The 25,584-nt window shown below is 55.6% G+C and carries 22 protein-coding genes; 12 read left to right on the top strand and 10 right to left on the bottom strand.

Features of this window, described 5'->3' with window-relative positions:
* Window positions 1-43: 43 nt before the first annotated feature.
* The 4 genes from pabB to HFD94_RS05200 all read left to right on the top strand — a co-directional run bounded on the left by pabB (window position 44) and on the right by HFD94_RS05200 (window position 5,304).
* A complete protein-coding gene (pabB, locus tag HFD94_RS05215; RefSeq protein ID WP_167432857.1) occupies window positions 44-1,423 on the top strand; it encodes an aminodeoxychorismate synthase component 1 in 1,380 nt (459 codons plus the stop codon).
* Window positions 1,407-1,970, top strand: coding sequence for a CoA pyrophosphatase (locus tag HFD94_RS05210; protein ID WP_010260541.1), 564 nt, complete (start codon window positions 1,407-1,409; stop codon window positions 1,968-1,970). Before pabB ends, HFD94_RS05210 begins: the two co-directional genes overlap by 17 nt.
* 182 nt (window positions 1,971-2,152) lie before the next feature.
* Window positions 2,153-3,517 (top strand): L-serine ammonia-lyase, encoded by a 1,365-nt coding sequence (locus HFD94_RS05205; RefSeq protein ID WP_010260538.1) that lies wholly within the window; start codon window positions 2,153-2,155, stop codon window positions 3,515-3,517.
* A gap of 224 nt (window positions 3,518-3,741) precedes the next feature.
* Complete coding sequence (locus tag HFD94_RS05200) at window positions 3,742-5,304, top strand: EAL domain-containing protein (RefSeq protein ID WP_167432856.1); 1,563 nt, start codon at window positions 3,742-3,744, stop codon at window positions 5,302-5,304.
* A gap of 140 nt (window positions 5,305-5,444) precedes the next feature.
* Here HFD94_RS05200 and HFD94_RS05195 read toward each other — a convergent pair whose 3' ends face one another.
* The gene (locus HFD94_RS05195) at window positions 5,445-7,025 is read right to left on the bottom strand and encodes a TerC family protein (protein WP_010260533.1); all 1,581 of its coding nucleotides are present in this window, start codon (window positions 7,023-7,025) and stop codon (window positions 5,445-5,447) included.
* 507 nt (window positions 7,026-7,532) lie between these two features.
* Here HFD94_RS05195 and manX point away from each other — a divergent pair.
* The 4 genes from manX (at window position 7,533) to HFD94_RS05175 (ending at window position 10,770) form a co-directional block, all read left to right on the top strand.
* Window positions 7,533-8,495, top strand: coding sequence for a PTS mannose transporter subunit IIAB (gene manX, locus HFD94_RS05190; protein ID WP_022625543.1), 963 nt, complete (start codon window positions 7,533-7,535; stop codon window positions 8,493-8,495).
* A gap of 63 nt (window positions 8,496-8,558) precedes the next feature.
* Window positions 8,559-9,359, top strand: coding sequence for a PTS mannose/fructose/sorbose transporter subunit IIC (locus tag HFD94_RS05185; RefSeq protein WP_010670765.1), 801 nt, complete (start codon window positions 8,559-8,561; stop codon window positions 9,357-9,359).
* A gap of 15 nt (window positions 9,360-9,374) precedes the next feature.
* Window positions 9,375-10,220 (top strand): PTS mannose transporter subunit IID, encoded by an 846-nt coding sequence (locus HFD94_RS05180; RefSeq protein WP_010260523.1) that lies wholly within the window; start codon window positions 9,375-9,377, stop codon window positions 10,218-10,220.
* Window positions 10,221-10,311: 91 nt separating this feature from the next.
* A complete protein-coding gene (locus HFD94_RS05175) occupies window positions 10,312-10,770 on the top strand; it encodes a DUF986 family protein (protein ID WP_022625541.1) in 459 nt (152 codons plus the stop codon).
* On the opposite strand, the gene rlmA is transcribed toward HFD94_RS05175, so the two are convergent.
* From rlmA to HFD94_RS05150, 4 genes are all read right to left on the bottom strand, one after another.
* Window positions 10,767-11,576 carry a 23S rRNA (guanine(745)-N(1))-methyltransferase gene (gene rlmA, locus HFD94_RS05170; RefSeq protein ID WP_064704231.1) on the bottom strand — a complete coding sequence of 270 codons (810 nt, stop codon included), beginning with the start codon at window positions 11,574-11,576 and terminating at the stop codon, window positions 10,767-10,769. The two genes, HFD94_RS05175 and rlmA, sit on opposite strands and share 4 nt — an antisense overlap.
* Before the next feature lie 137 nt (window positions 11,577-11,713).
* Complete coding sequence (gene cspE / locus HFD94_RS05165; protein WP_003852684.1) at window positions 11,714-11,923, bottom strand: transcription antiterminator/RNA stability regulator CspE; 210 nt, start codon at window positions 11,921-11,923, stop codon at window positions 11,714-11,716.
* Window positions 11,924-12,579: 656 nt separating this feature from the next.
* A complete protein-coding gene (locus tag HFD94_RS05155; protein WP_064691387.1) occupies window positions 12,580-13,590 on the bottom strand; it encodes an MBL fold metallo-hydrolase in 1,011 nt (336 codons plus the stop codon).
* A gap of 18 nt (window positions 13,591-13,608) precedes the next feature.
* The gene (locus tag HFD94_RS05150; protein WP_010258793.1) at window positions 13,609-13,881 is read right to left on the bottom strand and encodes a YebO family protein; all 273 of its coding nucleotides are present in this window, start codon (window positions 13,879-13,881) and stop codon (window positions 13,609-13,611) included.
* Between the two features lie 212 nt (window positions 13,882-14,093).
* On the opposite strand from HFD94_RS05150, the gene HFD94_RS05145 reads away from it, so the two are divergent.
* A complete protein-coding gene (locus HFD94_RS05145; RefSeq protein ID WP_010258788.1) occupies window positions 14,094-14,330 on the top strand; it encodes a YobH family protein in 237 nt (78 codons plus the stop codon).
* Window positions 14,331-14,360: 30 nt separating this feature from the next.
* Here HFD94_RS05145 and kdgR read toward each other — a convergent pair whose 3' ends face one another.
* On the bottom strand, window positions 14,361-15,152 hold the full coding sequence (kdgR, locus tag HFD94_RS05140) for a DNA-binding transcriptional regulator KdgR (protein WP_167432855.1): 792 nt from the start codon (window positions 15,150-15,152) through the stop codon (window positions 14,361-14,363).
* 187 nt (window positions 15,153-15,339) lie between these two features.
* Here kdgR and HFD94_RS05135 point away from each other — a divergent pair, with 187 nt between their 5' ends.
* A complete protein-coding gene (locus HFD94_RS05135) occupies window positions 15,340-16,710 on the top strand; it encodes an MFS transporter (RefSeq protein WP_061901379.1) in 1,371 nt (456 codons plus the stop codon).
* A 262-nt stretch (window positions 16,711-16,972) separates the two neighbouring features.
* Here the strand turns inward: HFD94_RS05135 and htpX are convergent, their stop codons facing one another.
* The 4 genes from htpX to HFD94_RS05115 form a co-directional block, all read right to left on the bottom strand.
* A complete protein-coding gene (gene htpX, locus HFD94_RS05130) occupies window positions 16,973-17,854 on the bottom strand; it encodes a protease HtpX (RefSeq protein ID WP_003852678.1) in 882 nt (293 codons plus the stop codon).
* Window positions 17,855-18,098: 244 nt separating this feature from the next.
* Window positions 18,099-20,138 (bottom strand): carboxy terminal-processing peptidase, encoded by a 2,040-nt coding sequence (prc, locus tag HFD94_RS05125; RefSeq protein ID WP_167432854.1) that lies wholly within the window; start codon window positions 20,136-20,138, stop codon window positions 18,099-18,101.
* Window positions 20,139-20,157: 19 nt separating this feature from the next.
* The gene (gene proQ, locus HFD94_RS05120) at window positions 20,158-20,859 is read right to left on the bottom strand and encodes an RNA chaperone ProQ (protein ID WP_010258776.1); all 702 of its coding nucleotides are present in this window, start codon (window positions 20,857-20,859) and stop codon (window positions 20,158-20,160) included.
* Window positions 20,860-20,955: 96 nt separating this feature from the next.
* Window positions 20,956-21,456, bottom strand: a complete 501-nt coding sequence (locus HFD94_RS05115; protein WP_010258773.1) for a GAF domain-containing protein — start codon at window positions 21,454-21,456, stop codon at window positions 20,956-20,958.
* 214 nt (window positions 21,457-21,670) lie between these two features.
* On the opposite strand from HFD94_RS05115, the gene yebS reads away from it, so the two are divergent.
* A complete protein-coding gene (gene yebS, locus HFD94_RS05110) occupies window positions 21,671-22,915 on the top strand; it encodes a membrane integrity lipid transport subunit YebS (RefSeq protein ID WP_022625536.1) in 1,245 nt (414 codons plus the stop codon).
* Window positions 22,884-25,517 (top strand): PqiB family protein, encoded by a 2,634-nt coding sequence (locus tag HFD94_RS05105; protein WP_010258767.1) that lies wholly within the window; start codon window positions 22,884-22,886, stop codon window positions 25,515-25,517. Before yebS ends, HFD94_RS05105 begins: the two co-directional genes overlap by 32 nt.
* Window positions 25,518-25,584: the final 67 nt, after the last annotated feature.

Below are 25,584 nucleotides of genomic sequence, written 5' to 3'. Positions count from 1 at the left end.
ATGGCAGTCTGACCGCCTCTTTGCTCTCTGATTTCTCTGCCCGATGATTGTTGAAACCCTCAGTCTTGATTATACCCCGGATGCGCTGACTCAGCGTTTTGCCCCGATTGCCCATCTGCCCTGGGCGATGCTGCTCTCCTCCGCGCAGGCGAACCACAGCGACAACCGCTTTGATATTCTGACTGCCGATCCCCGCGCCACCCTGGTGACCCGCGGTGCGATGACTACGCTCAGCGACCTGACCGGCACGACCGAATCAACCGCCGATCCCCTGCTGCTGGTGCAGCAGCAGTGTGATGCGCTGGGCGTGACGCCGGCTGCCAGCGATGCCCTGCCGTTTCAGGGCGGTGCGTTGGGCCTGTTTGGTTATGATCTGGGCCGCCGGTTTGAGTCGCTGCCTCAGCAGGCCGCAGCCGATCTCACCACGCCTGACATGGCGGTGGGTATCTATGACTGGGCATTGATTGCCGATCATCATCAGCAGACCCTGACGCTGGTGGCGTTAAAGAACGCGGAAGAACGCGCCGCCTGGCTGGCGCAATGGCCGGCGCGCGAGGCCGTGCCCTTTTCACTGACCAGCCGCTGGCGCTCCAACCTGAGCTATGCAGATTACGCTGCGCGTTTTGCGGCGGTTCAGGCCTATATTCAGGCGGGTGACTGTTATCAGGTTAATCTGGCGCAGCGCTTTCAGGCCAGTTACCAGGGTGATGAGTGGCAGGCGTTCAGTATACTCAATGCCGCTAACCGCGCGCCGTTCAGCGCTTTTCTGCGTCTGCCGGAGAGCGCGATCCTCAGCCTGTCGCCGGAGCGCTTTCTGTCGCTGAATAATAAACAGATCGAAACCCGACCGATCAAAGGTACCCGGCCACGCTGTGACGATCCGATTGCTGATGCGCAACAGGCTGAGTCGCTGCGCCATGCAGAAAAAGATCGGGCCGAAAACCTGATGATTGTCGATTTGCTGCGCAACGATATTGGCCGCGTGGCGCTACCCGGCTCGGTCACGGTGCCTGAACTGTTTGTGGTTGAACCCTTCCCCGCCGTACACCACCTGGTGAGCACGGTGCGGGCGCAGCTGCCTGATACCCTGCAGGCTACCGATCTGCTGCGCGCCTGTTTTCCGGGCGGCTCGATTACCGGTGCGCCCAAGATTCGGGCGATGGAGATTATTGATGAACTGGAGCCGCAGCGGCGCAATGCCTGGTGCGGCAGCATTGGTTATCTCAGCCTGTGTGGCCGGATGGATACCAGCATCACCATTCGCACGCTGATCGCTGAAGGTCAGCAGCTCTACTGTGCGGCGGGCGGCGGGCTTGTTGCAGACAGCGATCCCGAAGCGGAGTATCAGGAAACACTCGACAAAGTCAGCCGGATCTTACCGGCACTGGAACAAACCGGAGGTTCAGTTGGCCCTGACGCTTAATGATTTTCGCAGCCGTTTTCTGTTGCAGCAGCCAGCCCGCAGCACACAATTGCTGTCCGGGCGCCATGCGGCGGTGCTGGTGCCGATTGTGGCACGGCCTGAACCCGGTCTGTTGCTGACGCAGCGCTCACACGCCCTGCGCAAACATGCCGGACAGGTCGCTTTTCCCGGCGGGATGCAGGATGACACTGACGCATCGCTCATCGCCACAGCACTGCGTGAAGCACAGGAAGAGGTTGGCATTGAGCCGCATCAGGTCGAGGTATTAGGCGCACTGCCCGCCGTGACCAGCAGCACCGGCTTTCAGGTGACGCCGGTACTGGGGATCATTCCGGCCAATCTGCGGTTAACGATTAATCCGGATGAGGTGAGCAGCGCCTTTGAGATGCCGCTGGCCGAGGCTTTGCAGCTCAGCCGCTACAGCGCGCTGGAGGTGCATCGGGCTGGCGTTCGCCACCCGGTCTGGCTGTCGCGCTATCAGGATTATCTGGTGTGGGGCATGACCGCGGGTATTATCCGATCACTGAGTGCTCAGATCGCATTCTGAGACCTTTCTCGTTTTTCTCTCTCCGGCCCGTCAGGTTACTGGCGCGCTGCACTATAATTTTTTCTATGAGTTTTGATAAGTTTATTTCATGCGAAAAGCTGCTCTTTCCTGGTGCATGACCATTACTATGGGCGCCATAAACTGCCCCGGCAGACTGAGAATAATTGTGAGGAGTGTCACCTGTGATTAGTGTTTTTGACATGTTCAAAGTGGGTATCGGCCCCTCAAGTTCGCATACTGTCGGCCCGATGAAAGCAGGTAAACAGTTTGTGGATTTGCTGTGCGAACAGGAAAAGCTGCAGGAGGTCACCCGGATCGCCGTGGATGTTTACGGTTCTCTCTCTCTGACCGGCAAAGGCCATCACACTGATATCGCCATTATTATGGGTCTGGCGGGTGAATCGCCGGATACGGTGGATATTGATGCGATCCCCGCCTTTATTAAAGATGTTGAGCAGCGTGAGCGACTGCTGCTGGCGAAAGGCGCACATGAAGTGGATTTCCCGCGTGAAGGCGGCATGGTATTTCGCAGTGAAAACCTCTCCCTGCATGAAAATGGCCTGCGCCTGCTCGCGTTTGCGGGCGACCTGCTGATTCTGTCAAAAACCTATTACTCCGTTGGCGGTGGTTTCATTGTTGATGAAGAGCACTTCGGGCAGTCGGCACTGGATGAAGTCTCTGTGCCCTGGCCGTTCCACTCCGCCAAAGATCTGCTGGCTCACTGTCGTGAAACCGGCCTGTCACTCTCAGGTCTGGTGATGAAAAATGAGCTGGCGCTGCACAGCCGCGATGAGATCCATGCCTATTTCACTAACATCTGGCAGACGATGCAGGCCTGTATCGACCGCGGTCTGAATACCGAAGGCGTGTTGCCAGGACCACTGCGCGTGCCACGTCGCGCCGCCTCCCTGCGTCGTCTGCTGACCTCCTCTGACAAGCACTCCAGCGATCCGATGATTGTAATCGACTGGATCAATATGTATGCGCTGGCCGTTAACGAAGAGAACGCCGCGGGAGGCCGCGTGGTGACCGCGCCCACTAACGGTGCCTGCGGTATCGTGCCTGCGGTGCTGGCTTACTACGATCACTTCATTGAGCCGGTGACACCCGACATTTTCCTGCGCTATTTCCTCGCCTCTGGCGCCATCGGCGTGCTGTACAAAATGAACGCCTCTATTTCAGGCGCGGAAGTGGGCTGTCAGGGTGAAGTGGGTGTCGCCTGTTCTATGGCGGCGGCCGGTCTGGCTGAACTGCTGGGCGGCAGTCCGGAGCAGGTCTGCGTGGCGGCTGAAATCGGCATGGAACATAACCTTGGTCTGACCTGTGACCCGGTAGCCGGTCAGGTTCAGGTGCCCTGCATTGAGCGCAATGCTATCGCCTCGGTTAAAGCGATTAATGCGGCGCGCATGGCACTTAGGCGCACCAGCGAACCCCGCGTCTCGCTGGATAAGGTTATCGAGACAATGTATGAAACCGGCAAAGATATGAACGCCAAATATCGTGAAACTTCGCGTGGCGGTCTGGCGATTAAAGTTCAGTGTGATTAAGCGAAACGATTAACTGACTAAAAAACGTGCAAACGTAATAAAATCCGCATCCTGCGCTATCTCAGCGCAGGTTTAACCGGTAGAGTGATTTCCGCGCAGCCGTCCGGCTTAAGCAACTTTCCAGACCCGCTTTTCTGCATTCCGGCCTCAATGTTGATCTGACCGTGCCGATACTCACCCCGTTGTGTTTTGCTTTTTACTGGCTTTTGGGAAGGTGGATACAGATGTTTATGGCCCAGCAAAATGTTGGACAATTCAGACGCAAGCGTGTGCTGATAGCGCTGTCGATCGCCACCGTGGTGCTGATATTAACCCTGGCCTTTCGCTATATCGAAGAGAAGTCACGTATCGAGCAGCAGGCGATGGATTTCGCCGATAAAGCGATTATGCGGTTTGACCGGATGTTTTCACCGCTGGAGGTTTCAGCCAATAATACGCTGGGTCTGGTCGGCGTTCCCTGTCAGGATGTTCGCTTTCCACTCATCGAAAAAATTTCTTCCCTGCAGACGGTCCGGGCGATCCTGCTGGTGGATAACGACGTGCTCTACTGTTCCAGTATCTTCGGGCCGCGCACCATTCCCTTTAGTCAGACCTACCCTGATTTAGCCTTTAACAGTCAGCGCATGACGCTGGCAACCGATGAGTACCTGCTGAAAGGCTCGCCCATTTTACTGCTGTGGACGCCAAAGAGCCTGGATAACCGCTCCGGGATTTTGCAGGTGATCAACATCGAAATGATGAGCAATTATCTGCTGGAGCCGCAGTTGCCCTGGGTGGAGCGCGCCGTCTTTAACGTCAATGGAGAGAGCCTGGAGTATGGCAATCCACTGATCGAGCCCACGGTTCCGTCAGAAGACGAAGTGAGCTATGAGCAGGGCTCGCTGCGCTATCCGTTTACGCTTACTCTCTATGGCCCCTCTCCGACCCGCCTGGCGCTGGCGACGCTTCCCTCACAGCTCCCGCTGGCGCTGCTGCTGAGTCTGCTTATGGGTTACATCGTCTGGCTGGCGACCGCAAATCGTATGAGCCTGAGCTGGCAAATCAGTTATGGCATTACGGCCCGTGAGTTTATGGTTTATTGCCAGCCGCTGATCAACACCAAAAGTGGTGAGTGCGACGGTATTGAGTTACTGCTGCGCTGGCACAATCCCCGTCAGGGCTGGATTGCACCGGATGTCTTTATTCCCCTGGCCGAGCGACAGAACCTGATCAAACCGCTGACGCGCTTTGTACTGAATGAGGTGGTGAGTCAGTTACCGCAGCTGCCCGACGATCCCGCGTTCCATATCGCCATTAATGTTGCCGCCAGCCACTTCCGCGACCACGCCATTCTGGAAGATCTGCACAACCTGTGGTGGCCTGCCAATCCGGTGCCGAAACTGGTAGTAGAGCTCACCGAGCGCGATGCCCTGCCGGTCGTGGACCAGTCGGTGATTGCGCAACTGCATGACATCGGTGTCCGGCTGGCGATTGATGATTTTGGCACCGGTCACAGCTCGCTCTCCTACCTGAAAGATCTGCAGCCAGATGTGCTGAAAATCGACAAGATTTTCACCGCAGCCATCGGCACTGACGCGATTAATGCCACGGTGACGGATATGGTGATTTCGCTGGCCCAGCGCCTGAATATCAGTCTGGTGGCCGAAGGCGTGGAGACGGCTGAGCAGGCGGCCTATCTGCGCGAACGCGGCGTGGATCATCTTCAGGGCTACTATTTTGCCCGCCCCATGCCGCTGCAGGACTTCCCGGCGTGGCTGGCGCAGCATCAGGCTGATGCCCGCAGGTGACAATCGCCTGAGCCCCGTTTCGTCCTGCCTGATGACCTTACGCCACAGACAAAAAAACAGCCGCGGCAATGAGCCAGCGGCTGTCGGAGAATTCAGCGCGGCCGGCAAACCCGGCAGCGCCGCTGCATCAACGAGAACGATTAGCCCTCTTCATCCTCGTCATGCGGTTTATCTTTAGTGACACGCACCAGATCGATACGGTAGTCGGTCGCTTCGATAATCTGGAAGTGCAGCGGAGTAATGTCAATCACATCGCCAGGAAGCGGTAACTGCCCTTTCTGCTCAATCAGCAGGCCCGCCAGCGAGGCGTGGTCTTCTGTTGGGTCGACCAGCTCATGGAAGTCGAGCAACTGCTGCAGCGAGTGCAGATCGGTCCCACCTTTCACTAACCAGCCATCACCATCCGCAATGATATCGGGCGTTTCATCTTCATCCGGGAATTCACCCGCAATCGCTTCCAGCACGTCCAGCGGCGTAATCAGACCCTGAACCACACCAAACTCATTGGTGACAATCACGAAGCTGCCCTTGGCACGACGCAGCACGCCAAGCAGGTTGATCGGATCCAGCGTCTCCGGCACCACGATAGTCGGTGTATTGGCCGCAAAGGTCGCCACATCCACACCGTGCTCCAGCGCCACCAGTAGCTCTTTGGCTCGCACTACGCCGACAATTTCATCCAGTTCACCCCGACAGACCGGGAACAGGCTGTGAGGCGTATCGAGCAGCTGACCGCGAATCTCATCTACCGGACGATTCGCATCGACCCAGGAGATTTCACCGCGCGGCGTCATGATGCTGCGAATCGAGCGGGAAGCCAGCGTCAGCACGCCATTAATCATATAGCGCTCTTCATCTTTAAACGCTTCCTGCGGCATCGCTTCCGCCAGCGCAGCCTCTTCGCTGCTGCTGGTGTTGCCATTGCTGGCGGTCTGGGCACGGTTGCGGCCCCCCATCAGGCGTAAAATCGCTTCGGCGGTGCGTTCACGCATCGGGCGATTTGACTGATGGCGGATAAAGTTACGACGTGCAACCTGGTTGAACAGCTCAATCAGAATCGAGAAGCCAATCGCCGCATAGAGGTAGCCTTTAGGAATATGGAAACCAAAGCCTTCTGCCACCAGCGACAGACCGATCATCAGCAGGAAGCTCAGACAGAGCACCACCACAGTCGGATGCGCGTTAACAAAGTTGGTTAACGGCTTAGATGCCAGCAGCATCACACCCATCGCAATCACCACGGCGGTCATCATCACCGGCAGGTGGTTCACCATACCCACGGCGGTAATCACAGCATCCAGCGAGAAGACGGCGTCCAGTACCACAATCTGCGTCACAACAGCCCAGAAACTGGCATATCCCCGATTACCGGATCCGTCGAGCTGCCGGTTCTCCAGCCGCTCATGCAGCTCCATGGTCGCCTTAAACAACAGGAACAGACCACCCGCCAGCAGAATTAAATCACGACCGGCAAAGCTGAAACCGCCTACGCTAAAGAGAGGCGTCGTCAGCGTCACCATCCAGGAGATCAGCGACAGCAGACCCAGACGCATGACCAGCGCCAGTGACAGGCCAATCAGGCGTGCTTTATCACGCTGCTTCGGCGGCAGTTTGTCGGCCAGAATGGCAATAAACACCAGGTTATCAATGCCGAGTACGATTTCCAGCACCACGAGCGTCAGTAAACCCGCCCAGATTGAGGGGTCGAATAAAAATTCCATTATTTATGACTCCAGAACAGGGAACAGATCGCGGTGCTACTTATCAGCGCAGCAACGCGTGACATGCAGGTAGTCGGGAAAGCGGTGAAAACGCCGTGAGGCGAAGGGTGACGCGCCAGCAGGCGCAAAGAACAGATTAAGCGACGTCGGTGACGATCCATAAAGGTGGGCTGAAGCCCGTTACTCCTGAGTAATAAACAGAACGTTAATGTATCAGGTCGGCGAATTGCGTCAAAAAATTTTCTTATTTTTACAATCTGCCTGACGGATGATCAGGCGCATAAAAAGGGTTACTGGTCACTTCACAGGATGAATAGCTGACAGACATCACATAATTTATTTTTTCGATCACTAAAATAAATCGCGACTTTACCGCCTTGACGTAGTTAACCCATGTTTTTTCGACGCTATACCGATAATTCGAATCATCCGGTTAAACAGATCATCAAAGCACTTCAATACAGTTCATTGACTCAGATGAGCATCTCTAGCGAACGGAGGTAGCACGTGACCATTGCGATAGTAATTGGTACACACGGCTGGGCAGCGGAACAACTGCTGAAAACAGCAGAAATGCTGTTGGGCGAGCAGGACAATGTCGGCTGGATAGATTTTGTCCCCGGTGAAAATGCAGAAACGCTGATTGAAAAATATCAGGCACGACTGGCAGAACTTGATACGACGCAGGGAGTCCTGTTTTTAGTTGATACCTGGGGTGGCAGTCCGTTTAATGCGGCCAGTCGCATCGTGGTCGACAAACCGCAGTATGAGGTCATCGCCGGGGTCAATATCCCGATGCTGGTAGAAACCCTGATGGCGCGCGATGACAATCCCGGTTTTGACGAGCTGGTCGCAGTGGCGGTGGAGACCGGCCGTGAAGGCGTCAAAGCCCTGAAAGCCAAAGAAGAAGCGCCGGCGCCAGTCGCGGCAAAACCGGCCGCTGCGGCGCAACCGGCTAAGCCGATGGCGCCCGGTGACCACATGAAAATCGGGCTGACACGCATTGATGACCGTCTGATTCATGGGCAGGTGGCAACGCGCTGGACTAAAGAGACCAACGTTCAGCGCATTATCGTAGTCAGCGATGAAGTGGCCAACGATCATGTGCGCAAGACTCTGCTGACGCAGGTCGCTCCGCCCGGCGTCACGGCCCATGTGGTGGATGTCGATAAGATGGTGCGGGTGTGGAACAACCCGAAGTATGGTCAGGATCGCGTGATGCTGCTGTTTACCAATCCCACCGATGTACTGCGCGTGGTGGAACAGGGTGTCGATATTAAAACCGTCAACATCGGCGGTATGGCGTTCCGCCAGGGGAAAACCCAGGTCAATAATGCGGTCTCGGTCGATGAAAAAGATATTGCCGCATTCCGCAAACTCAATGAACGCAATATTGAACTGGAAGTGCGTAAAGTTTCCAGTGACCAGAAACTGAAAATGATGGATCTGATCGCGAAAGTTAACGCGTAACAGAAGCACTTATGCGCCTGCGTTTCCGGGCTCCTGGTTATCCTGCTGAGGACAAGAAGTATGATGGAAATAACCTCGCTACAAATTATTTTGATTTTTATTGTCGCCTGTATTGCCGGTATGGGGTCGATTCTGGATGAGTTCCAGTTTCACCGCCCCCTGGTGGCCTGTACCCTGATTGGTATGGTGCTGGGTGATATGAAAACCGGCATTATTATCGGCGGTACACTGGAGATGATTGCGCTGGGCTGGATGAACATCGGTGCCGCCGTTGCGCCTGATGCCGCCCTCGCCTCCATTATCTCGACCATCCTGGTTATCGCTGGCGGTCAAAGTGTGGGTGCCGGCATTGCGCTGGCGATTCCGCTGGCCGCCGCCGGACAGGTACTGACCATTATCGTGCGTACGCTGACCGTCGCCTTCCAGCATGCGGCTGACAAAGCCGCAGAGAAAGGTAACCTCACGGCCATCTCCTGGATCCACGTCTCTGCCCTGCTGTTACAGGCGATGCGTATCGCTATCCCGGCGCTGATTGTGGCGATTTCGGTCGGCACCAGTGCGGTTCACGCCTTACTCAGCTCTATTCCGGACGTGGTGACCAACGGCCTGAATATCGCCGGTGGCATGATTGTAGTGGTCGGTTATGCGATGGTCATCAACATGATGCGCGCAGGCTACCTGATGCCGTTCTTTTACCTGGGCTTCGTCACCGCGGCCTTCACCAACTTTAACCTGGTGGCGCTGGGCGTCATTGGCGTGGTCATGGCGGTGCTCTACATTCAGCTCAGCCCGAAATACAACCGTGTGGCGGGAGCACCAACAGGTGCAGCGACCGCAAACGATCTTGATAACGAACTCGATTAAGGAACAGGTGAGCACATGGTTGATATTACGAAAGTCGAAAAGAAACTGACACCCGGTGATGTTCGCGCCGTCTTTCTGCGCTCTAATCTGTTCCAGGGTTCATGGAACTTTGAACGCATGCAGGCGCTGGGCTTCTGCTTCTCAATGGTGCCGGTGATCCGCCGTCTCTATCCTGAGAACAATGATGATCGTAAGCAGGCGATCAAGCGTCATCTGGAGTTCTTTAATACCCATCCTTATGTGGCCGCGCCGGTTCTGGGCGTGACTATGGCGATGGAAGAGCAGCGCGCTAACGGCGCCCCGATCGACGATGGCGCGATTAACGGCCTTAAAGTCGGCCTGATGGGACCGCTGGCCGGTGTTGGCGACCCGATCTTCTGGGGTACGGTGCGCCCGGTGTTTGCCGCGCTGGGAGCCGGTATCGCCATGAGTGGCAGTCTGCTGGGTCCGCTGCTCTTCTTTGTGCTGTTTAACCTGGCACGCCTGCTGACCCGCTACTACGGCGTGGCCTATGGCTATCGCAAAGGGATCGATATCGTCAGTGATATGGGCGGCGGTTTCCTGCAGAAACTCACGGAGGGCGCGTCGATTCTCGGCCTGTTTGTCATGGGGGCGCTGGTCAACAAGTGGACACACGTTAACATTCCGCTGGTGGTGTCACGTATTACCGACTCGACCGGTAAAACCACCGTCACCACTGTACAGTCGATCCTCGATCAGCTGATGCCGGGCGTGGTGCCGCTGCTGCTGACCTTTGGCTGTATGTGGCTGTTACGCCGTAAAGTGAACGCGCTGTGGATTATCGTCGGCTTCTTTGCCATCGGTATCTTTGGTTACTGGATCGGCCTGCTCGGTCTGTAATTTCACCCGGCCGGGAGCCTGTGCTCCCGGCTTTTAAGCGTGGTGAGCTGAGCCACAACCGGCTGAGCTCACCCTGTTTGAGGTAGCTGTGATGTCATTAACCGACGCGCTGATTGCGTGTTGTATTGCCGCCCTGATGGGGTTTGCCATTTATCATGAGGCGATTCTGCCGCGTCGCCACGGCCCGACCCGCTTACGGGTTGCGCTGCGCAGGCAGCATAAGCTGGATAGCCTGATTTTCATCGGCCTGCTGCTGATCCTGCTGTGGAACAACGTCAGCCATCACGGCCCGCAGCTCACCACCTCACTGCTGATGGTGCTGAGTTTTCTGGCGTTCTGGTTATTCTGGCTGCGAAAGCCAACGCTGCTGATGAAAAGTGAGGGGTTGTTTTACGCCGGTGTCTGGATCGATTACCGGCGAATTCAGGGCATGAATCTCTCTGAGGATGGCATTCTGGTGATTCAGCTGGAACAGCGTCGGCTGCTGATCGCGGTGCAGCAACTCGACGATCTGGAGCGCATCTATAACACCCTGGTCGAGGCGCGCTAGTCGCGCTGCCACACAGTCAGGGTAAAGTCTGCGTCGCAGCTGAACTGCTCGCTCTGCTGCAGGGTCTGCCAGACCTCTTCACGCGCCCGCCAGGCGAACGGCGTCATCTGAAGCAGGGTCGTCGCGGCTGCGCCGGTTAATGCCATCGGGTAACGCAGCGCATGCTGCTCCACCTGGCGGAATCCGGGATACGCTTTCTGCTCCGGCACATGCAACTGCACTTCGCGGTAAATCAGCGCCTTGAACTGCTGCAGATGATGCGGGCCCGGTGTCACGGTCAATACCAGGCCACCCGGCTTCAGCACGCGGGCCAGTTCCGCTTCATTGCAGGGTGCGTAGATTCGGACAACCGCATCCAGGGCGTGATCGGCAAAGGGTAAGCGCTGGCTGGAGGCGACGCAGAAGCGCACCGCCGGATAGCGCTTTGCTGCCAGCCGGATCGCCATTCTGGCGACATCCAGTCCATAGACCTGCCCGGCCTCGCCTGCTGCGTCAGCCAGTGCGGCGGTGTAGTAACCTTCGCCACAGCCGATATCCAGGATTTTGCACTCCGGCTGGCTCAGCGCGGGCGCAAGCAGGCTGACGACCCGATCACGCAGCGGCTGGTAGTAGCCTGCCTCAAGAAATTCGCGTCGTGCCTGCATCATCTCTGCACTGTCACCCGGTTCACGCGACCGTTTATGCTGAACGGGCAGCAGATTGACATACCCTTCTTTCGCCTGATCAAACTGATGGCGATTCTCGCAGCACCAGCTGCGCGCAGTAAAGGCGAGAGGAGAGTGACAAAGAGGGCAAATCAGGGACATAGGGTGCTCCGGCATCAGATAACGCGGCGCAGTGTAACCTTAACGTTTACGCATCGGAAGCATAAAGAAAGCCCCGGCTGAGAAGCCAGGGCTTTGAGATTTCATGTCAGGGTGCAATGCACCGAGGCGGAGTTGAATCAGATAGCCGTAACGTTAACGGCTGCCGGGCCTTTCTGGCCGTCCTGAATTTCGAACTCAACGCTCTGGCCTTCAGCCAGGGTTTTGAAACCATTGCCCTGAATAGCGGAGAAGTGTACGAACACATCTTTGCTACCGTCAGCAGGGGTGATAAAACCAAAACCTTTAGACTCGTTGAACCACTTAACCTGACCTTTAATCTTTGCCATTTTGCAAATTCCTTTAGATGTTTATTTAGCCCGAAGGCTGTCGTACAGAAAAACCAGAGACATTACTGCATGAGGCACTAATTAAGGTTCGGCAAGGAAGCGGTATTCAACGTCAACGTCTTTACTCGTTCTTCTTTACAGACTTCTTTACAGAAGATGCCATGCATAAACAGAACTGTACCTCGTTTAACTCAGGATTTGTTATCACATATCCTAAAAACAATGGCAAGCCATTTTTAAGGGCCTCAGCCAGCCTGCGCACATAATTGCCAGAAGGCTCACATTGCCTGTTCTGTGGCGCTTACAACTGCCGATGCAAATTAAGCACGCTCTCCGGCCAGACCCCTCTCCGGCCTCTGTTGCCGGGTCTAACCCAATGGATACCATAAGAAATTAATATTTCACAAATATGGCAATAACAGAATGAATAAGCGAAGCGCGAAAAGTTGAAAATATCTATAATCCGGCGTCAATCCTGTACAGCGCCTTTTATTTCGTACAGATAACACTTTTTTTGCACCAAAAGCAGGAGCCAGACAGTCGTCCTGCTCCAAATAAAAGCATTGAGCCCGATTTTACTTATTAAGAATTTAACTTTTGATTTGAAAAATTGATATCAGATAATAAAAACGGGCTTTTGTTTTAACTCTGATGTTTTAGGATAATTCCTGGGTATCCTTATTCAGCCCGCGGCTTTCGCCTATTCGCCACGGTGCGAAACCGCCCTTTTGCTCGTTTGCCCGCAGCAGCGCATCCGCCAGTTCTTTGGGTGGTGCATCAAGCGACTCATCGGCCAGTTCGAACACGCCCCAGTGGATGGGCAGCGTCAGTGGCCTGCCTGCTGCCTGCCACAGCGCCACCGCCTGATCGGGATTCATATGTTGGCCCGCCATGAACCATTCAGGTGCATAAGCGCCAATCGGCAAAGCCGCCAGGCTGAACGGGCCGAGTCGGGCCGCAATCTCCGGCAGGCTATCGCTGTAGCCGCTGTCGCCCGAGAACCAGAAGCGCACGGAGGCAGAACGCACGACCCAGCCGCACCAGAGCGAACGGTTTCGATCGCGCGGCGTTCGCATACTCCAGTGACGTGCCGGCACCGCATCAAAACAGAGGTCGCCGACAGTAAACTGTTGCCACCAGTCGAGCTGATGGACTTGTTTCACGCCCCGCGCCCTGCACCATTTAGCCAGGCCCAGCGGCACAATAAAGGTCGCCTGCGGAAAACGCCGGACGATCGCTTTAACCGTCGGTCGATCAAGATGATCGTAATGGTTATGTGAAATAAGCACGACATCCAGACGCGGCAGATCAGCGATGCTAAGCGGTGCTGGCGTTTTTCGCTGCGGCCCGGCAAAAGAGAGTGGTGAGGCGCGTGACGAGAGTGCGGGATCGATCAGGATATATTGCTGGTTCAGCCGCAGCAGCACGGCGGCATGACCCAGCCACCAGATGCGATCGTCACTGCCGCTGATATCAGCGTGCTGCCACCACTGTTCGGTGAAAGCCCTGTAGCCCTGCTGCGGTGGCAGCGGCAGCCCCTGTGATTTGCGCTCCCTGCGCCAGCGCTGCAGATCGCCCGGCTTGCGCCGTTCCGGTTCAGGATTGCAGAATCCCTCGGGCGTGTGATGCGCTTTGCTGCTGTCATACCACGGATTTTTCCAGACCATCCCGCCTCTCTGCTGTGATTATCGTTCCGGAATCAACCGGATAAAGTCGCGTTTCTCGCGATCGTCATCGGTTTTTTTACTCTCTGCCCCTGGCTGCATCTCAATCAGACGGCGCAGCAGCTGATTCTGTTTCTTCTGCTCTTCCAGCAAGGATTCCAGTAAGCGGATTTGCTCACCGGCGCGCACGCTGGCACGGTTGACAAAGAACCAGGCGATAAACGCCACAATCAAAATAATGACCAGCAGGCCATAGCTGACCAGTGGGCCCGAATTTGCGGCTAACTCATTCATAACTGCCTCGTAAAACTCAGTGGAAACGCCAGAACATGGCAACCGCCCATTCTACCTGTCGCCATCGCAAAAGATAATGGGGTTAACATCAATGCAGAATTTGCCGTTTCAGTTATCTCTGATCGATCCCACCAGAAAAGCGAGGCATGCTGATATCATCATAACCGGCGGCACCAGGTGGAGCGCTGAGTTATCTTTCACAAGGAGACATAATGAAACTGTTTATTCGTACGGTAGGCTTGCTGGCGGTGATCTGGCTGGCGATGCTGTTTACCGGCTATGGCGTATTAACTGGCAGTACTAAAAATGCCGCCGGCCTTGGCCTGCAGTGCAGCTATCTGACCGCTCGCGGTGTGATCAGTGCGCAGTATCTGCATACTGACAGTGGCGTGGTGGGCGTGACTGATTGTCCGTTGCTGAAGAAAAGCGGAGAAGTGATCGATAATTAACAAAACAGCGGGCCACATGGCCCGCTGTTTTCAGAACGGATAGTCGTGATAGCCCATCTCCGAGGAGAGCGTACGCGCCGCCCGATGCAGCATGGCCACGTAATCCTGACGGGCATCTTCTGAAAAGCGAATGGTGGGAAAAGAGATGCTCAGTCCCGCAATCACCACGCCAAAACGGTCAAAGACCGGCACGGCAAGGCAGCGTAAACCCTCTTCCTGCTCTTCCTTATCTTCACCATAGCCCTGCGTTCTTACCTGATCCAGCGCCGTAATTAACGCTTCCGCGCTTAACAGCGTATTGGCCGTGCTCCGTTTGAATTCGACATCCCGCAGGATCTCCTCAACTTCGCTGCGATCGCGCCAGGCGAGCAGAACTTTCCCAATCGCGGTGGTATGCAGCGGATTACGACGGCCAATGCGCGAATACATACGCAGGTTGTAGAGGGAATCGATTTTGTGGATGTAGACAATACTGTCCTCTTCCAGCGCCCCCAGATGAATGGTCTCTTTGGTCAGACGCGAAAGCTCACGCATCTGCACATCCGCACTGCGGATTAAATCGACGTTCTGCAGCGCTTTAGCGCCCAGTTCAAACAGCTTCAGTGTCAGTGAGTACTTCTCGCTCTCACCTTCCTGCGTGACATAACCCAGCGACTTCATGGTCTGCAGGAAACGGTAAACGGTGCTTTTTGACATCATCACGCGCTGCGCGAGCTCAGTAATACCGTGATCGCGCTCTTCACCCAGCGCCTGCAGAATGCCGAACACTTTAAGTACCGAAGAGACGGAATCGGGCTGTTTATCATTTTCAGCAGAGGACATCGCGCACCTTGTTAAACCTGTTTCAAAAAAAATGGAACGGACTGTCAGTATAGAGTGAGGCATACGAAGGCAGCAATGCTTTAACCATGACGTCATATTTAAAGACAGTTTTTTCTCCGTCCGATCGCTGCATTTCAGCGTTAATTTCATTAGCATGATGATATTCACCCTCTTTAGTAATTAACTTATGACACTCTCCCCTCCTCAGGATGGATTACCCGCGCGTCAGCGCTATATGGCAATCGTCACCATCGCGCTGGGTCTGACCATGGCAGTGCTGGATGGCGCGATAGCCAATGTCGCCCTGCCCACTATCTCGCGCGAACTGAATGCCAGCCCGGCGCAGTCGATCTGGATAGTGAACGCCTATCAGATTGCGATTATCGTCTCGCTGCTGTCGCTCTCCTTTCTGGGCGACATGCTGGGTTATCGCCGCGTCTATCAGGCGGGCCTGGCGCTGTTTATTGCCACTTCGCTGTTCTGCGCCTTCTCCACCACCCTGACCATGCTGACTTTCGCCCGCGTGCTGCAGGGATTAGGAGGTGCAGCGCTGATGAGTGTGAATACCGCGCTGATACGCATTATCTATCCGCAGCGTCATCTGGGACGCGGCATGGCGATCAACTCGCTGGTCGTGGCGGTTTCAACCGCGGCAGGCCCGACGGTCGCCGCAGCGATTCTTTCGGTGGCAAGCTGGAAGTGGCTGTTTCTGATTAACGTCCCGCTGGGTGCCATTGCGCTCTGGCTGGCGCTGCGCACGCTGCCTGATAATCCGCAGAAAGCGACGGCGCAGAAATTTGATGTTCCCAGCGCGATCATGAACGCCCTGTTCTTTGGTCTGATCATCTCTGCGCTAAGCGGGTTTGCACAGGGACAGAGTCATCTGCTGGTGCTGTCGGAGGTCATTGCTCTGCTGGTTGTGGGCTGGTTCTTTATTCGTCGTCAGTTAAACATGGCGGTGCCGCTGCTGCCGGTTGATCTGCTGCGTATCCCGATTTTCAGCCTGTCGATGGGAACGTCGGTCTGTTCGTTCTGCGCGCAGATGCTGGCGATGGTGTCGCTGCCCTTCTTTCTGCAAAACGTCCTGCAGCGTGATGAGGTGGCAACCGGTTTACTGCTGACGCCCTGGCCGCTGGCAACCATGGTATTTGCGCCGATTGCCGGCCGGCTGATTGAACGGGTGCATGCAGGGTTGCTGGGCGGCATCGGGCTGGCCATTTTCGCCCTGGGGTTGTTTCTGCTCGCCTGGCTGCCGGCCAACCCGGGTGATGGCGATATAATCTGGCGCATGATGCTGTGCGGTGCCGGTTTTGGGCTGTTTCAGTCACCCAACAACCACACCATTGTCACTTCCGCTCCGCGTCATCGCAGCGGCGGCGCCAGCGGCATGCTGGGCACCGCGCGCCTGCTGGGCCAGAGTATGGGTGCTGCACTGGTCGCGCTGATGTTTAATCTGTTTGATGAACGCGGGACGCACGCTTCGCTGCTGCTGGCGGGCAGCTTTGCCGCCGTGGCCGCGCTGGTCAGTGTGTCACGGATGACGCAGACCCGCGCCTGATGGCAGAAACAGAAAAGGCGACCACCTGACAGAGTGTGACCCGATTCGCTGTAAGGCCGAGCCTTCACAGGGAACCCGGTCAGATCGGAAAGACTTCTGTCATCCATGACGGTCGGCCCGCACCATCCATGGCGCGGGACGCTTTCCTCCTCTGCCCGGGTTCCCTGCATGTTGGGCTAAGATATTGCTGTCAGATTCAGTCTGATTATGGTTTCTAAACAGAAAAGGCGACCCAGGGTCGCCTTTTTTGCTCTGCTTAACGCTACTTCAGATACTGACCGCTACGCAGTGCTTCAATACGCTTATCTAACGGCGGATGCGACATAAACAGCTCGCTAAACGATTTGCCCTTACCGTTGATACAGAACGCCATCATGCTGCTCGGCTCCTGCGGTTCGTAGCTGGTTTTCAGGCGCTGTAACGCCGCAATCATCTTCTCACGACCTACCAGCTTCGCTGAACCGGCATCGGCATGGAACTCACGGTGACGCGAGAACCACATGGTGATGATGCTGGCGAGAATACCAAACACCAGTTCCAGCACCATCGACACCGCAAAGTAGACCAGCGGGTTGCCGTTGCTGCTCTCCTCACCATCGCGGTTGCCGGACATAAAGCCCGCCGCGATCTGCGCCAGAATACGTGAAACGAAAATCACAAAGGTGTTCACCACACCCTGGATCAACGTCATGGTGATCATGTCGCCATTGGCGATGTGTGACACTTCATGTGCCAGCACCGCTTCCGCTTCATCACGGCTCATGTTCTGCAGCAGACCGGTTGAGACAGCAACCAGTGAGGCGTTACGCCGTGCGCCAGTCGCAAAGGCGTTGATGTCAGGTGCGTGATAGATCGCCACCTGTGGCATCGCAATACCCGCCTGCTGTGCCTGACGGCCAATTGTATCCACCAGCCAGCGCTCGGTTTCGTTGCGTGGCTGTTCAATCACTTCACCGCCAACCGATCGCAGTGCCATCCACTTCGACATCAGCAGTGAAACAAACGCACCGCCGAAGCCAAACAGGCCTGCCATGATCATCAGGCCCTGAACACTGCTTGACTGGATCCCTGTCAGGCTGAGAATCAGCCCGAATACCAACATCACAGCCAGGTTGGTCATCAGGAAAAGAGCAATACGCATCATTTTTGTTAATCTTCCTCAGTAGTTCACGCGCCTATACGCGGATCCATATCCTATGGGCATTGGGCTGCTTTTCAAGCAACCTTAACGTTTAAGTGCCTAAAAAGACATAACTTTACATTCTGACACGCCTGATGAGGAGCCCAGCCTTCAGGCACCTTCACCAGCGCTAATCATTGCTTACTGGAAACTTTTCTGAGTACAAAAAAAAGCACCGCTGAGCGGTGCTTTTTCTGGCAACAGCGGATTATTTAGCCGCTGGCGCCTCTGGCTGGGATTTCTCCAGCTGCGCAAGATCGTTAGCTATCTTCACCGTCTCATCAAGATAGGGATCCGGCTCTTTATAATCTTTCGGCAACTCATCCAGATTTTTCAGCGGTTTTTTGCCTTCGGCCTGATAGCGCGCGTTGATCCGCTCCAGACGAGACGCATCATCTTCGTGGTTCTCTTTCTCGCGCTGAGCGAGATTAAGCGACACGATGTTGCGCTTATCTTTCAGGGCATTGTAACGGGCAATGTCCTTCATGATGTACTGAAACTCGCGATCCTGAGCAATGCGGTCAGCATGCTGCTTAGTCAGCTGCACTACCAGCGGTTTCACATCACCGGTTTTGACATAGGTCGCCGCTTTGATGCTGTCCCACGGCAGTGCGTTATCCTCAAATTTCTCACCGGTTTCAGCCGCTTCAACGCCGGTTGGCATCAGCAGATCCGGCGTGACGCCTTTACGCTGTGTACTGCCGCCGTTAATGCGATAGAACTTCTGAATAGTGTAAGAAACGGAGCCTAACGCAGGCCACTCCGGACGCAGCATCTGATCGTAGATGCGGTTCAGAGAGCGATACTGCTGAACGGTGCCTTTACCAAAGGTTGGCTCGCCAACAATCACCGCGCGACCGTAATCCTGCATCGCGGCAGCAAAGATCTCAGAAGCTGAGGCGCTGAAGCGATCGACCAGCACCACCAGCGGTCCTTTGTAGTAGACAACGCCGTCGTTATCGCTGTCTTCACGAACCCGACCATTGTTGTCGCGTACCTGAACCACCGGACCACTCGGAATAAACAGACCGGAAAGCGAGACTGCTTCGGTCAGCGCGCCGCCGCCGTTGGTACGCAGATCGATCACCACACTGTCGACGTTCTGTTTCTGCAGTTTCTGCAGCTGTACTTTCACGTCGTCGGTGAGGCCGACATAGAAACCAGGAATATCGAGCACGCCCACTTTCTGCTTGCCGACATCTTTGATGGTCAATTTAACCGCGCGATCTTCCAGACGGATTTTCTCACGCGTCAGCGTCACAGTACGGGTTTTAGTACCCTTACCGGCTGGCAGAACTTCCAGGCGCACTTTGCTGCCCTTAGGTCCTTTAATTTTTGCCACGACATCATCCAGACGCCAGCCGATCACATCTTCCATCGGCTTGCCTGGCTGACCCACACCGACGATGCGATCGCCAACGGTAATGGCTTTGCTCTTCGCGGCCGGGCCGCCTGCGACCATCGAGTTGATCACCGTATAGTCGTCATCCATCTGCAGAACCGCACCGATGCCTTCCAGTGACAGGCTCATTTCGGTGTTGAACTGCTCGGTGTTACGCGGCGACAGATAGCTGGTGTGCGGATCGATTTCGCGGGCAAAAGCGTTCATCACCAGCTGGAAAACATCTTCACCGTTGCTCTGGGCCAGACGACGGATAGCGAAGTTGTAACGCTTGGTCAGAACGTCGCGGATCTCGTTATCATCTTTGCCCGCCAGCTTCAGACTCAACTGATCATATTTGACCTTGGCATCCCACAGCGCATTCAGTTCAGACTGATCTTTCGGCCAGGGTGCTTTCGCGCGGTCAATGTCGATAGTGTCATTGCCGCTGAAATTCATCGGACGAGCCAGCACCGTCAGCGCATATTGATAGCGCTCAAAACGGCGTTTCTGCGCCAGATTATAAATATCGTAAAAGAGATCCAGCTTGCCACTGCGCAGCTCATCGCCGACGGTGGTTTTTTTGCTGGCAAACTGCGCCACATCTGACGCCAGCAGCACATTGTGGCTGTAGTCGAGCATGTTCAGATAGCGATCAAAAATTTTCGCTGAAAAGTTCTGATCCAGGTCGAACTGGCGATAGTGGGAACGGGTAAAGCGCGAGGTTACGCGCTCACTGACCGTCGGATCCTGCGGATCTTCGTGAAGCTGGGGAATCTGATCGGCGCGGGTAATGTTCTCCGCGCCGAAGGTTGGGCCTGCTAATAGCAGGCCCGCAATAAGTCCAACTTTAAAAAGGGTGTTCATGCCGGGGTTAGCCTCCGTTTCAGAACTGCAAGTGTTCTGCGCGCACAATCATTGCCATGCCGGAAGCGAGCTGGACCCGAACGCCGTCTTTTGATACTTCAAGAACGGTAGCGTCCATCGCACTTTTGCCTGCTTTAACTTTAATACTCTGGCCGGGTTGCAAAGTTGAGGTATCAGTGATGGGTCGGGCTTCCTGCTCCGGACGTGGGGCTGGCTTGCGATGCTGTGAGGCGGTCGCACGCGGTGCAGTGGTCTGCGGGCGCGGTTTACGCGCGGCTTCGCCTTCTGCAGGCTTACGTGCGGCGGGCTTGCGTGGACGACGCGGTGCCGCGCCCTCTTCGCTTTCGCCTGCTTCACGACGCGCGGCGCGCTGCTGGTCACGCTGCGCCTGGACGCGTGCTTTCGCTTCTTCCAGCTGCTTACGTGCATGCTCAACGTGTTGCTCATCCAGCACGCCACAGGCGTTACCGTCGAGATCGACACGGATAGCACCGGCTTTGATGCCGTACAGATAACGCCAGCTTGACGTATAGAGACGCAGCGCGGAACGCAGCTGTGTTTTGCTCAGACCCATTTCGCCCTGAACACGCTCGACCAGATCCTGAAAGATACCGATTTTGAGCGGACGCGCTTCACCTTCAGCGCTAAAGCAGTGCGGAAAGCGCTCCGCCAGAAAAGTGATGACTTCTTTACTGCTATTCAACTTAGGTTGATTTTCCATGAAATTTCCTGATTACAACGGGTTTGCCGACCAGCGCAGGCATGAACAGGCGACATTATAATGACAACATCGCTAAATGCCATGTGATCCAGTCGATTAGCTGCGCGTCAGCTGCAGATATTTTTCTAAGTCGCTGTTCGCAAGCACTTCACAAAGCCCATCAGTCAGTGTGACCAGCCCCGATTCGTCGTCGCTGTCAAAGCGATTGTACGCCACGCTGTCGATGTCCAGCACCCCAACCACAGTGCCATTCACTTTCAGAGGAATCACAATCTCAGCATTGCTGGCAGCGTCACAGGCGATGTGGCCCGGGAAGGCATGCACATCATCTACGCGTTGCACTTTTTCTTCTGCCAGCGCCGTGCCACACACACCTTTACCGACCGGAATGCGCACACAGGCGATTTTGCCCTGGAACGGGCCCAGCACCAGCGTATCCGCTTCCGTCAGCAGGTAGAAACCAGCCCAGTTCACGCCATCGAGACGTTCGTACAGCAGCGCGCTAAAGTTTCCCATCGCGGCGAGGAACGCCGTTTCTCCCGCCAGTAAGGCGCGCATATCGCGATTCAAATCGGCGTAAAAGGCAGTTTTGTTCATTATTTAACCGTTACCAATGACATCTGAACGGGGCATTAAAGACCGTTCGTTAAAAATAAGTTTTAAATATCCAGAGCCACAAGGTGAATCATAGCGTTAGTTGCTATACCCTTAGCATTCTGTGGATCGAAGCGTGATGCCCGAGACAGGCACACAGACAATGTCTTTATGACCGATATCTGTTACTTCTGAAGAGCGAAGATTGCATCACCCTATGAAAATTCACGCTATCAGCCAGACATTGCCTCACGCACGTTATCAGCGTTGCCCGCAATGCGATACCCTTTTTTCCTTACCGGATGTGAAATCGCATCAGTCGGCACATTGCCCACGCTGTAACGCCGAAATTCTCAGTGGTCGCGACTGGCCGATGACCCGTCTTATGGCGATGGCCGCCACCATGATTGTGTTAATGCCCTTTGCTTTCTCCCTGCCGCTGGTAGATATCCGGCTGCTTGGCATGCGCATCAATGCCAGCGTACTGGAAGGCATCATCCAGATGACCCAGCAGGGTGATGTACTGACGGCCTCAATGGTGGCGTTCTGCACCATCGGCGCGCCGGTGACGCTGGTGGCGGGTATCTGTTATCTCGGTATCGGCCACCGGCTCGGCATGAATCTGCGTCCCGTGCTGCTGATGCTGGAGAAGTTGAAAGAGTGGGTGATGCTCGATATCTATCTGATCGGCATCGCCGTGGCGTCAATTAAAGTGCAGGACTATGCTTCGCTGGAGATTGGCTACGGGCTGGCGGCTTACATCGCCCTGACGGTGCTGAGCGTGCTGACACTGATCCATCTGAATATGGAGCAGCTGTGGGAGCATTTCTACCCACAGACGCCTGGCAATATGGCCCGTGACGATATGCAGGTCTGCCTGAACTGTCACAACACCAGCATACCCGATGAACGGGGCCGCTGCCCGCGCTGCCACACGCCGCTCGACTTCCGACGCCGCCACAGCCTGCAGAAATCCTGGGCCGCGCTCATCGCATCGATTGTGCTGTTGATCCCCGCAAATCTGATGCCGATCTCCGTGGTCTACCTTAATGGCTCACGGCGTGAGGACACCATCTTCTCCGGTATCCTGGGTCTGGGCGAAGGCAATATTCCTGTGGCGGCGATTGTTTTTATCGCCAGTATTCTGGTGCCGTTTATCAAGGTGCTGGTGATGCTGACGCTGCTGCTCAGCATTCATTTTCGCTGTGAACAGGGGCTGAGAACCCGCATCCGCTTGCTGCGGTTTGTCACCTGGGTTGGCCGCTGGTCAATGCTCGATCTGTTTGTCATTTCGTTAACCATGTCGCTGGTCAACCGTGATCAGCTGCTGGCTTTTACCATGGGACCGGCGGCGCTATTTTTTGGCGCGGCCGTCATCCTGACCATTATGTCTGTTGAGTGGCTGGACAGCCGCCTGCTCTGGGATGCACATGCAACAGGAAACGCCGACTACACCGACTAACGCAACGCTGCGTAATAAGCGCAAAATTTCGCCCTTCTGGCTGCTGCCGATTATTGCGATGCTGATCGCCTGCTGGCTGCTCTGGACCAATTATCAGGAGCGCGGCACCACCATCACCATCAATTTCCAGACGGCGGATGGTATCGTGCCGGGTCGCACCCCGATCCGCTATCAGGGCGTGGAAGTGGGCACCGTGCAGGGCATTAATCTCAGTGATGATTATCGCAGCATTCAGATTAAAGCCAGCATCAAGAGCGATATGCGCGATGCGCTGCGTGAAGATACGCAGTTCTGGCTGGTGACGCCTAAAGCCTCGCTGGCGGGTGTGTCGGGGCTGGATGCGCTGGTCGGCGGCAACTACATCGGGATGATGCCGGGTAAAGGTAAACCCAGCGAGTCGTTCACCGCGCTGGATACGCAGCCCAAGTATCGGGTGAATACCGGCGAATTGATGATCCATCTGCATGCGCCCGATCTCGGCTCGCTCAACACCGGCTCGCTGGTCTATTACCGCAAAATTCCGGTTGGCCGGGTCTATGACTACAGCATTAACAGCAAATCCGATGGCGTGTCGATTGATGTGCTGATTGACCGTCGCTTTATCAATCTGGTGAAAACCAATAGCCGTTTCTGGAATGTGTCAGGCATGAATGCTGACGTCAGCCTGAGCGGGGCTAAAGTGCAGCTGGAGAGTCTGGCGGCGCTGGTCAATGGCGCGATCGCGTTTGACTCGCCACAGGGTGCGGAAACGGCCAAAGCTGAGCAGAATTACCGGCTCTATCCCGATCTGGCTCATAGTCAGCGCGGCGTGCAGATCACACTGGATCTGCCCAACGGCAACAATCTCAAGGCGGGCAGCACCCCGCTGATGTATCAGGGACTGGAGGTCGGCACGCTGACCAAACTGAACCTGCAGGATGGCGGCAAGGTCACCGGCGAACTGACCATCGATCCCTCTGTTGTCGGTCTGATGCGCAGCGGCACCCGCATTGAGATGCACAGTCCGAAAATCAGCCTGACGGATACCAGCCTCAGCGCGCTACTGACCGGCAACACGCTGGAACTGGTGCCAGGTGAAGGCGAGCCGCAGCAGCACTACACCGTGCTGGCGTCCAATGAGACTCTGCTGCAAAAGCCCAATGTACTGACGGTAAAACTCAGCGCGCCAGAAAGCTATGGTATCGATCAGGGCCAGCCGCTGATGCTGCACGGCATGCAGATTGGTCAGGTGATGTCGCGTACGCTGGATGAAAATGGCGTGAATTTCGTGGTGGCGGTCAATCCTGAAAATCGCAATCTGGTGCATGGCGACAGCAAATTTATCGTTAACAGTCGGCTGGATGTGAAGTTCGGTCTTGATGGCATGCAGGTATTAGGTGCCAGCGCCCGTGAATGGGTGGATGGCGGTATCCGGCTGGATCCGGGCAAAAAGGGTGAGCCAAAAAGTGCCTATCCGCTGTTTGCCGATGCTGAAAAAGCGGAAGAAGGCATTACCGGCGATGGCCCTTCTACCACGCTGATGCTGACCGCTAACAGTCTGCCTGACGTGCAGGCCGGCTCTGTCGTGCTTTACCGCAAATTTCAGGTGGGTGAGATTGTCAAAGTCACGCCGCGCGCTGACGCCTTTGATATTGCGGTACATATTCAGCCGGAATATCGCAAGCTGCTGACCAGCGAAAGCGTGTTCTGGGCTGAGGGTGGCGCACGCGTCAGCCTTAACGGCAGCGGCCTGACGGTGCAGGCATCGCCGCTTAACCGCGCGCTGAAAGGCGCGATCAGTTTCGACAATATGAGTGGTGCGCAGTCGGCCAAAGGGGCCAAACGCGTCCTCTATCCGTCTGAAACCGCCGCCCGCGCGGTGGGTAGCCAGATTACGCTGCACACCTATGACGCCAGCAAGCTCTCTGCCGGGATGCCGATTCGTTACCTGGGTATTAATGTCGGCCAGGTGGAGTCACTGTCGTTAAGCAAAGATAACAATCAGGTGGTGGCGAAAGCGGTGCTCTATCCGGAGTATGTCAACGATTTCGCCCGTCTCGGCAGCCGTTTCTCGGTGGTCTCACCGGAGATTTCCGCTACCGGCGTGAATCATCTGGAAACCCTGTTGCAGCCTTACGTCAACGTGGATCCCGGTAAAGGTGGCGCCGCGCGCACGTTTGAGCTGCAGGAGAGCACCATTACCGACTCCCGCTACCTTAATGGCCTGAACATTTATGTTGATGCCACTGAGGCCGGTTCACTTTCGCTGGGTACGCCGGTGCTGTTCCGTGGTGTGGAAGTGGGTACCGTGACCGGCACTTCACTGGGTAATATGGCGGACCGTGTGCAGATCGCCCTTCGCATCAGTAAGAAGTACCAGCATCTGGTGCGTAATAACTCGGTGTTCTGGCTGGCATCCGGCTATAACCTGGACTTCGGTCTGGTGGGTGGCGTAGTGAAAACCGGGACATTCCAGCAGTTTATTCGCGGTGGCATTCAGTTTGCGACGCCGCCGACGGTGCCGCTGGCGCCGCAGGCAAATCCGGATAAACACTTTCTGTTGCAGGATGAAGCGCCGAAAGATTGGCGTAACTGGGGAACGGCGATCCCGTCTCCGCGCTAAAGGCTATCTCAAACGGGCAGACTGTTCTGCCCTTTTAGGCGTTTAAAGTCAGCACCGGATCAGGGAA

This window comes from Pantoea sp. EKM20T (assembly GCF_011800485.1).
Classification (GTDB): domain Bacteria; phylum Pseudomonadota; class Gammaproteobacteria; order Enterobacterales; family Enterobacteriaceae; genus Pantoea; species Pantoea agglomerans.
Note: the sequence above shows the minus strand (reverse complement) of the source record. Positions and strands in the feature narration are given on the sequence as shown.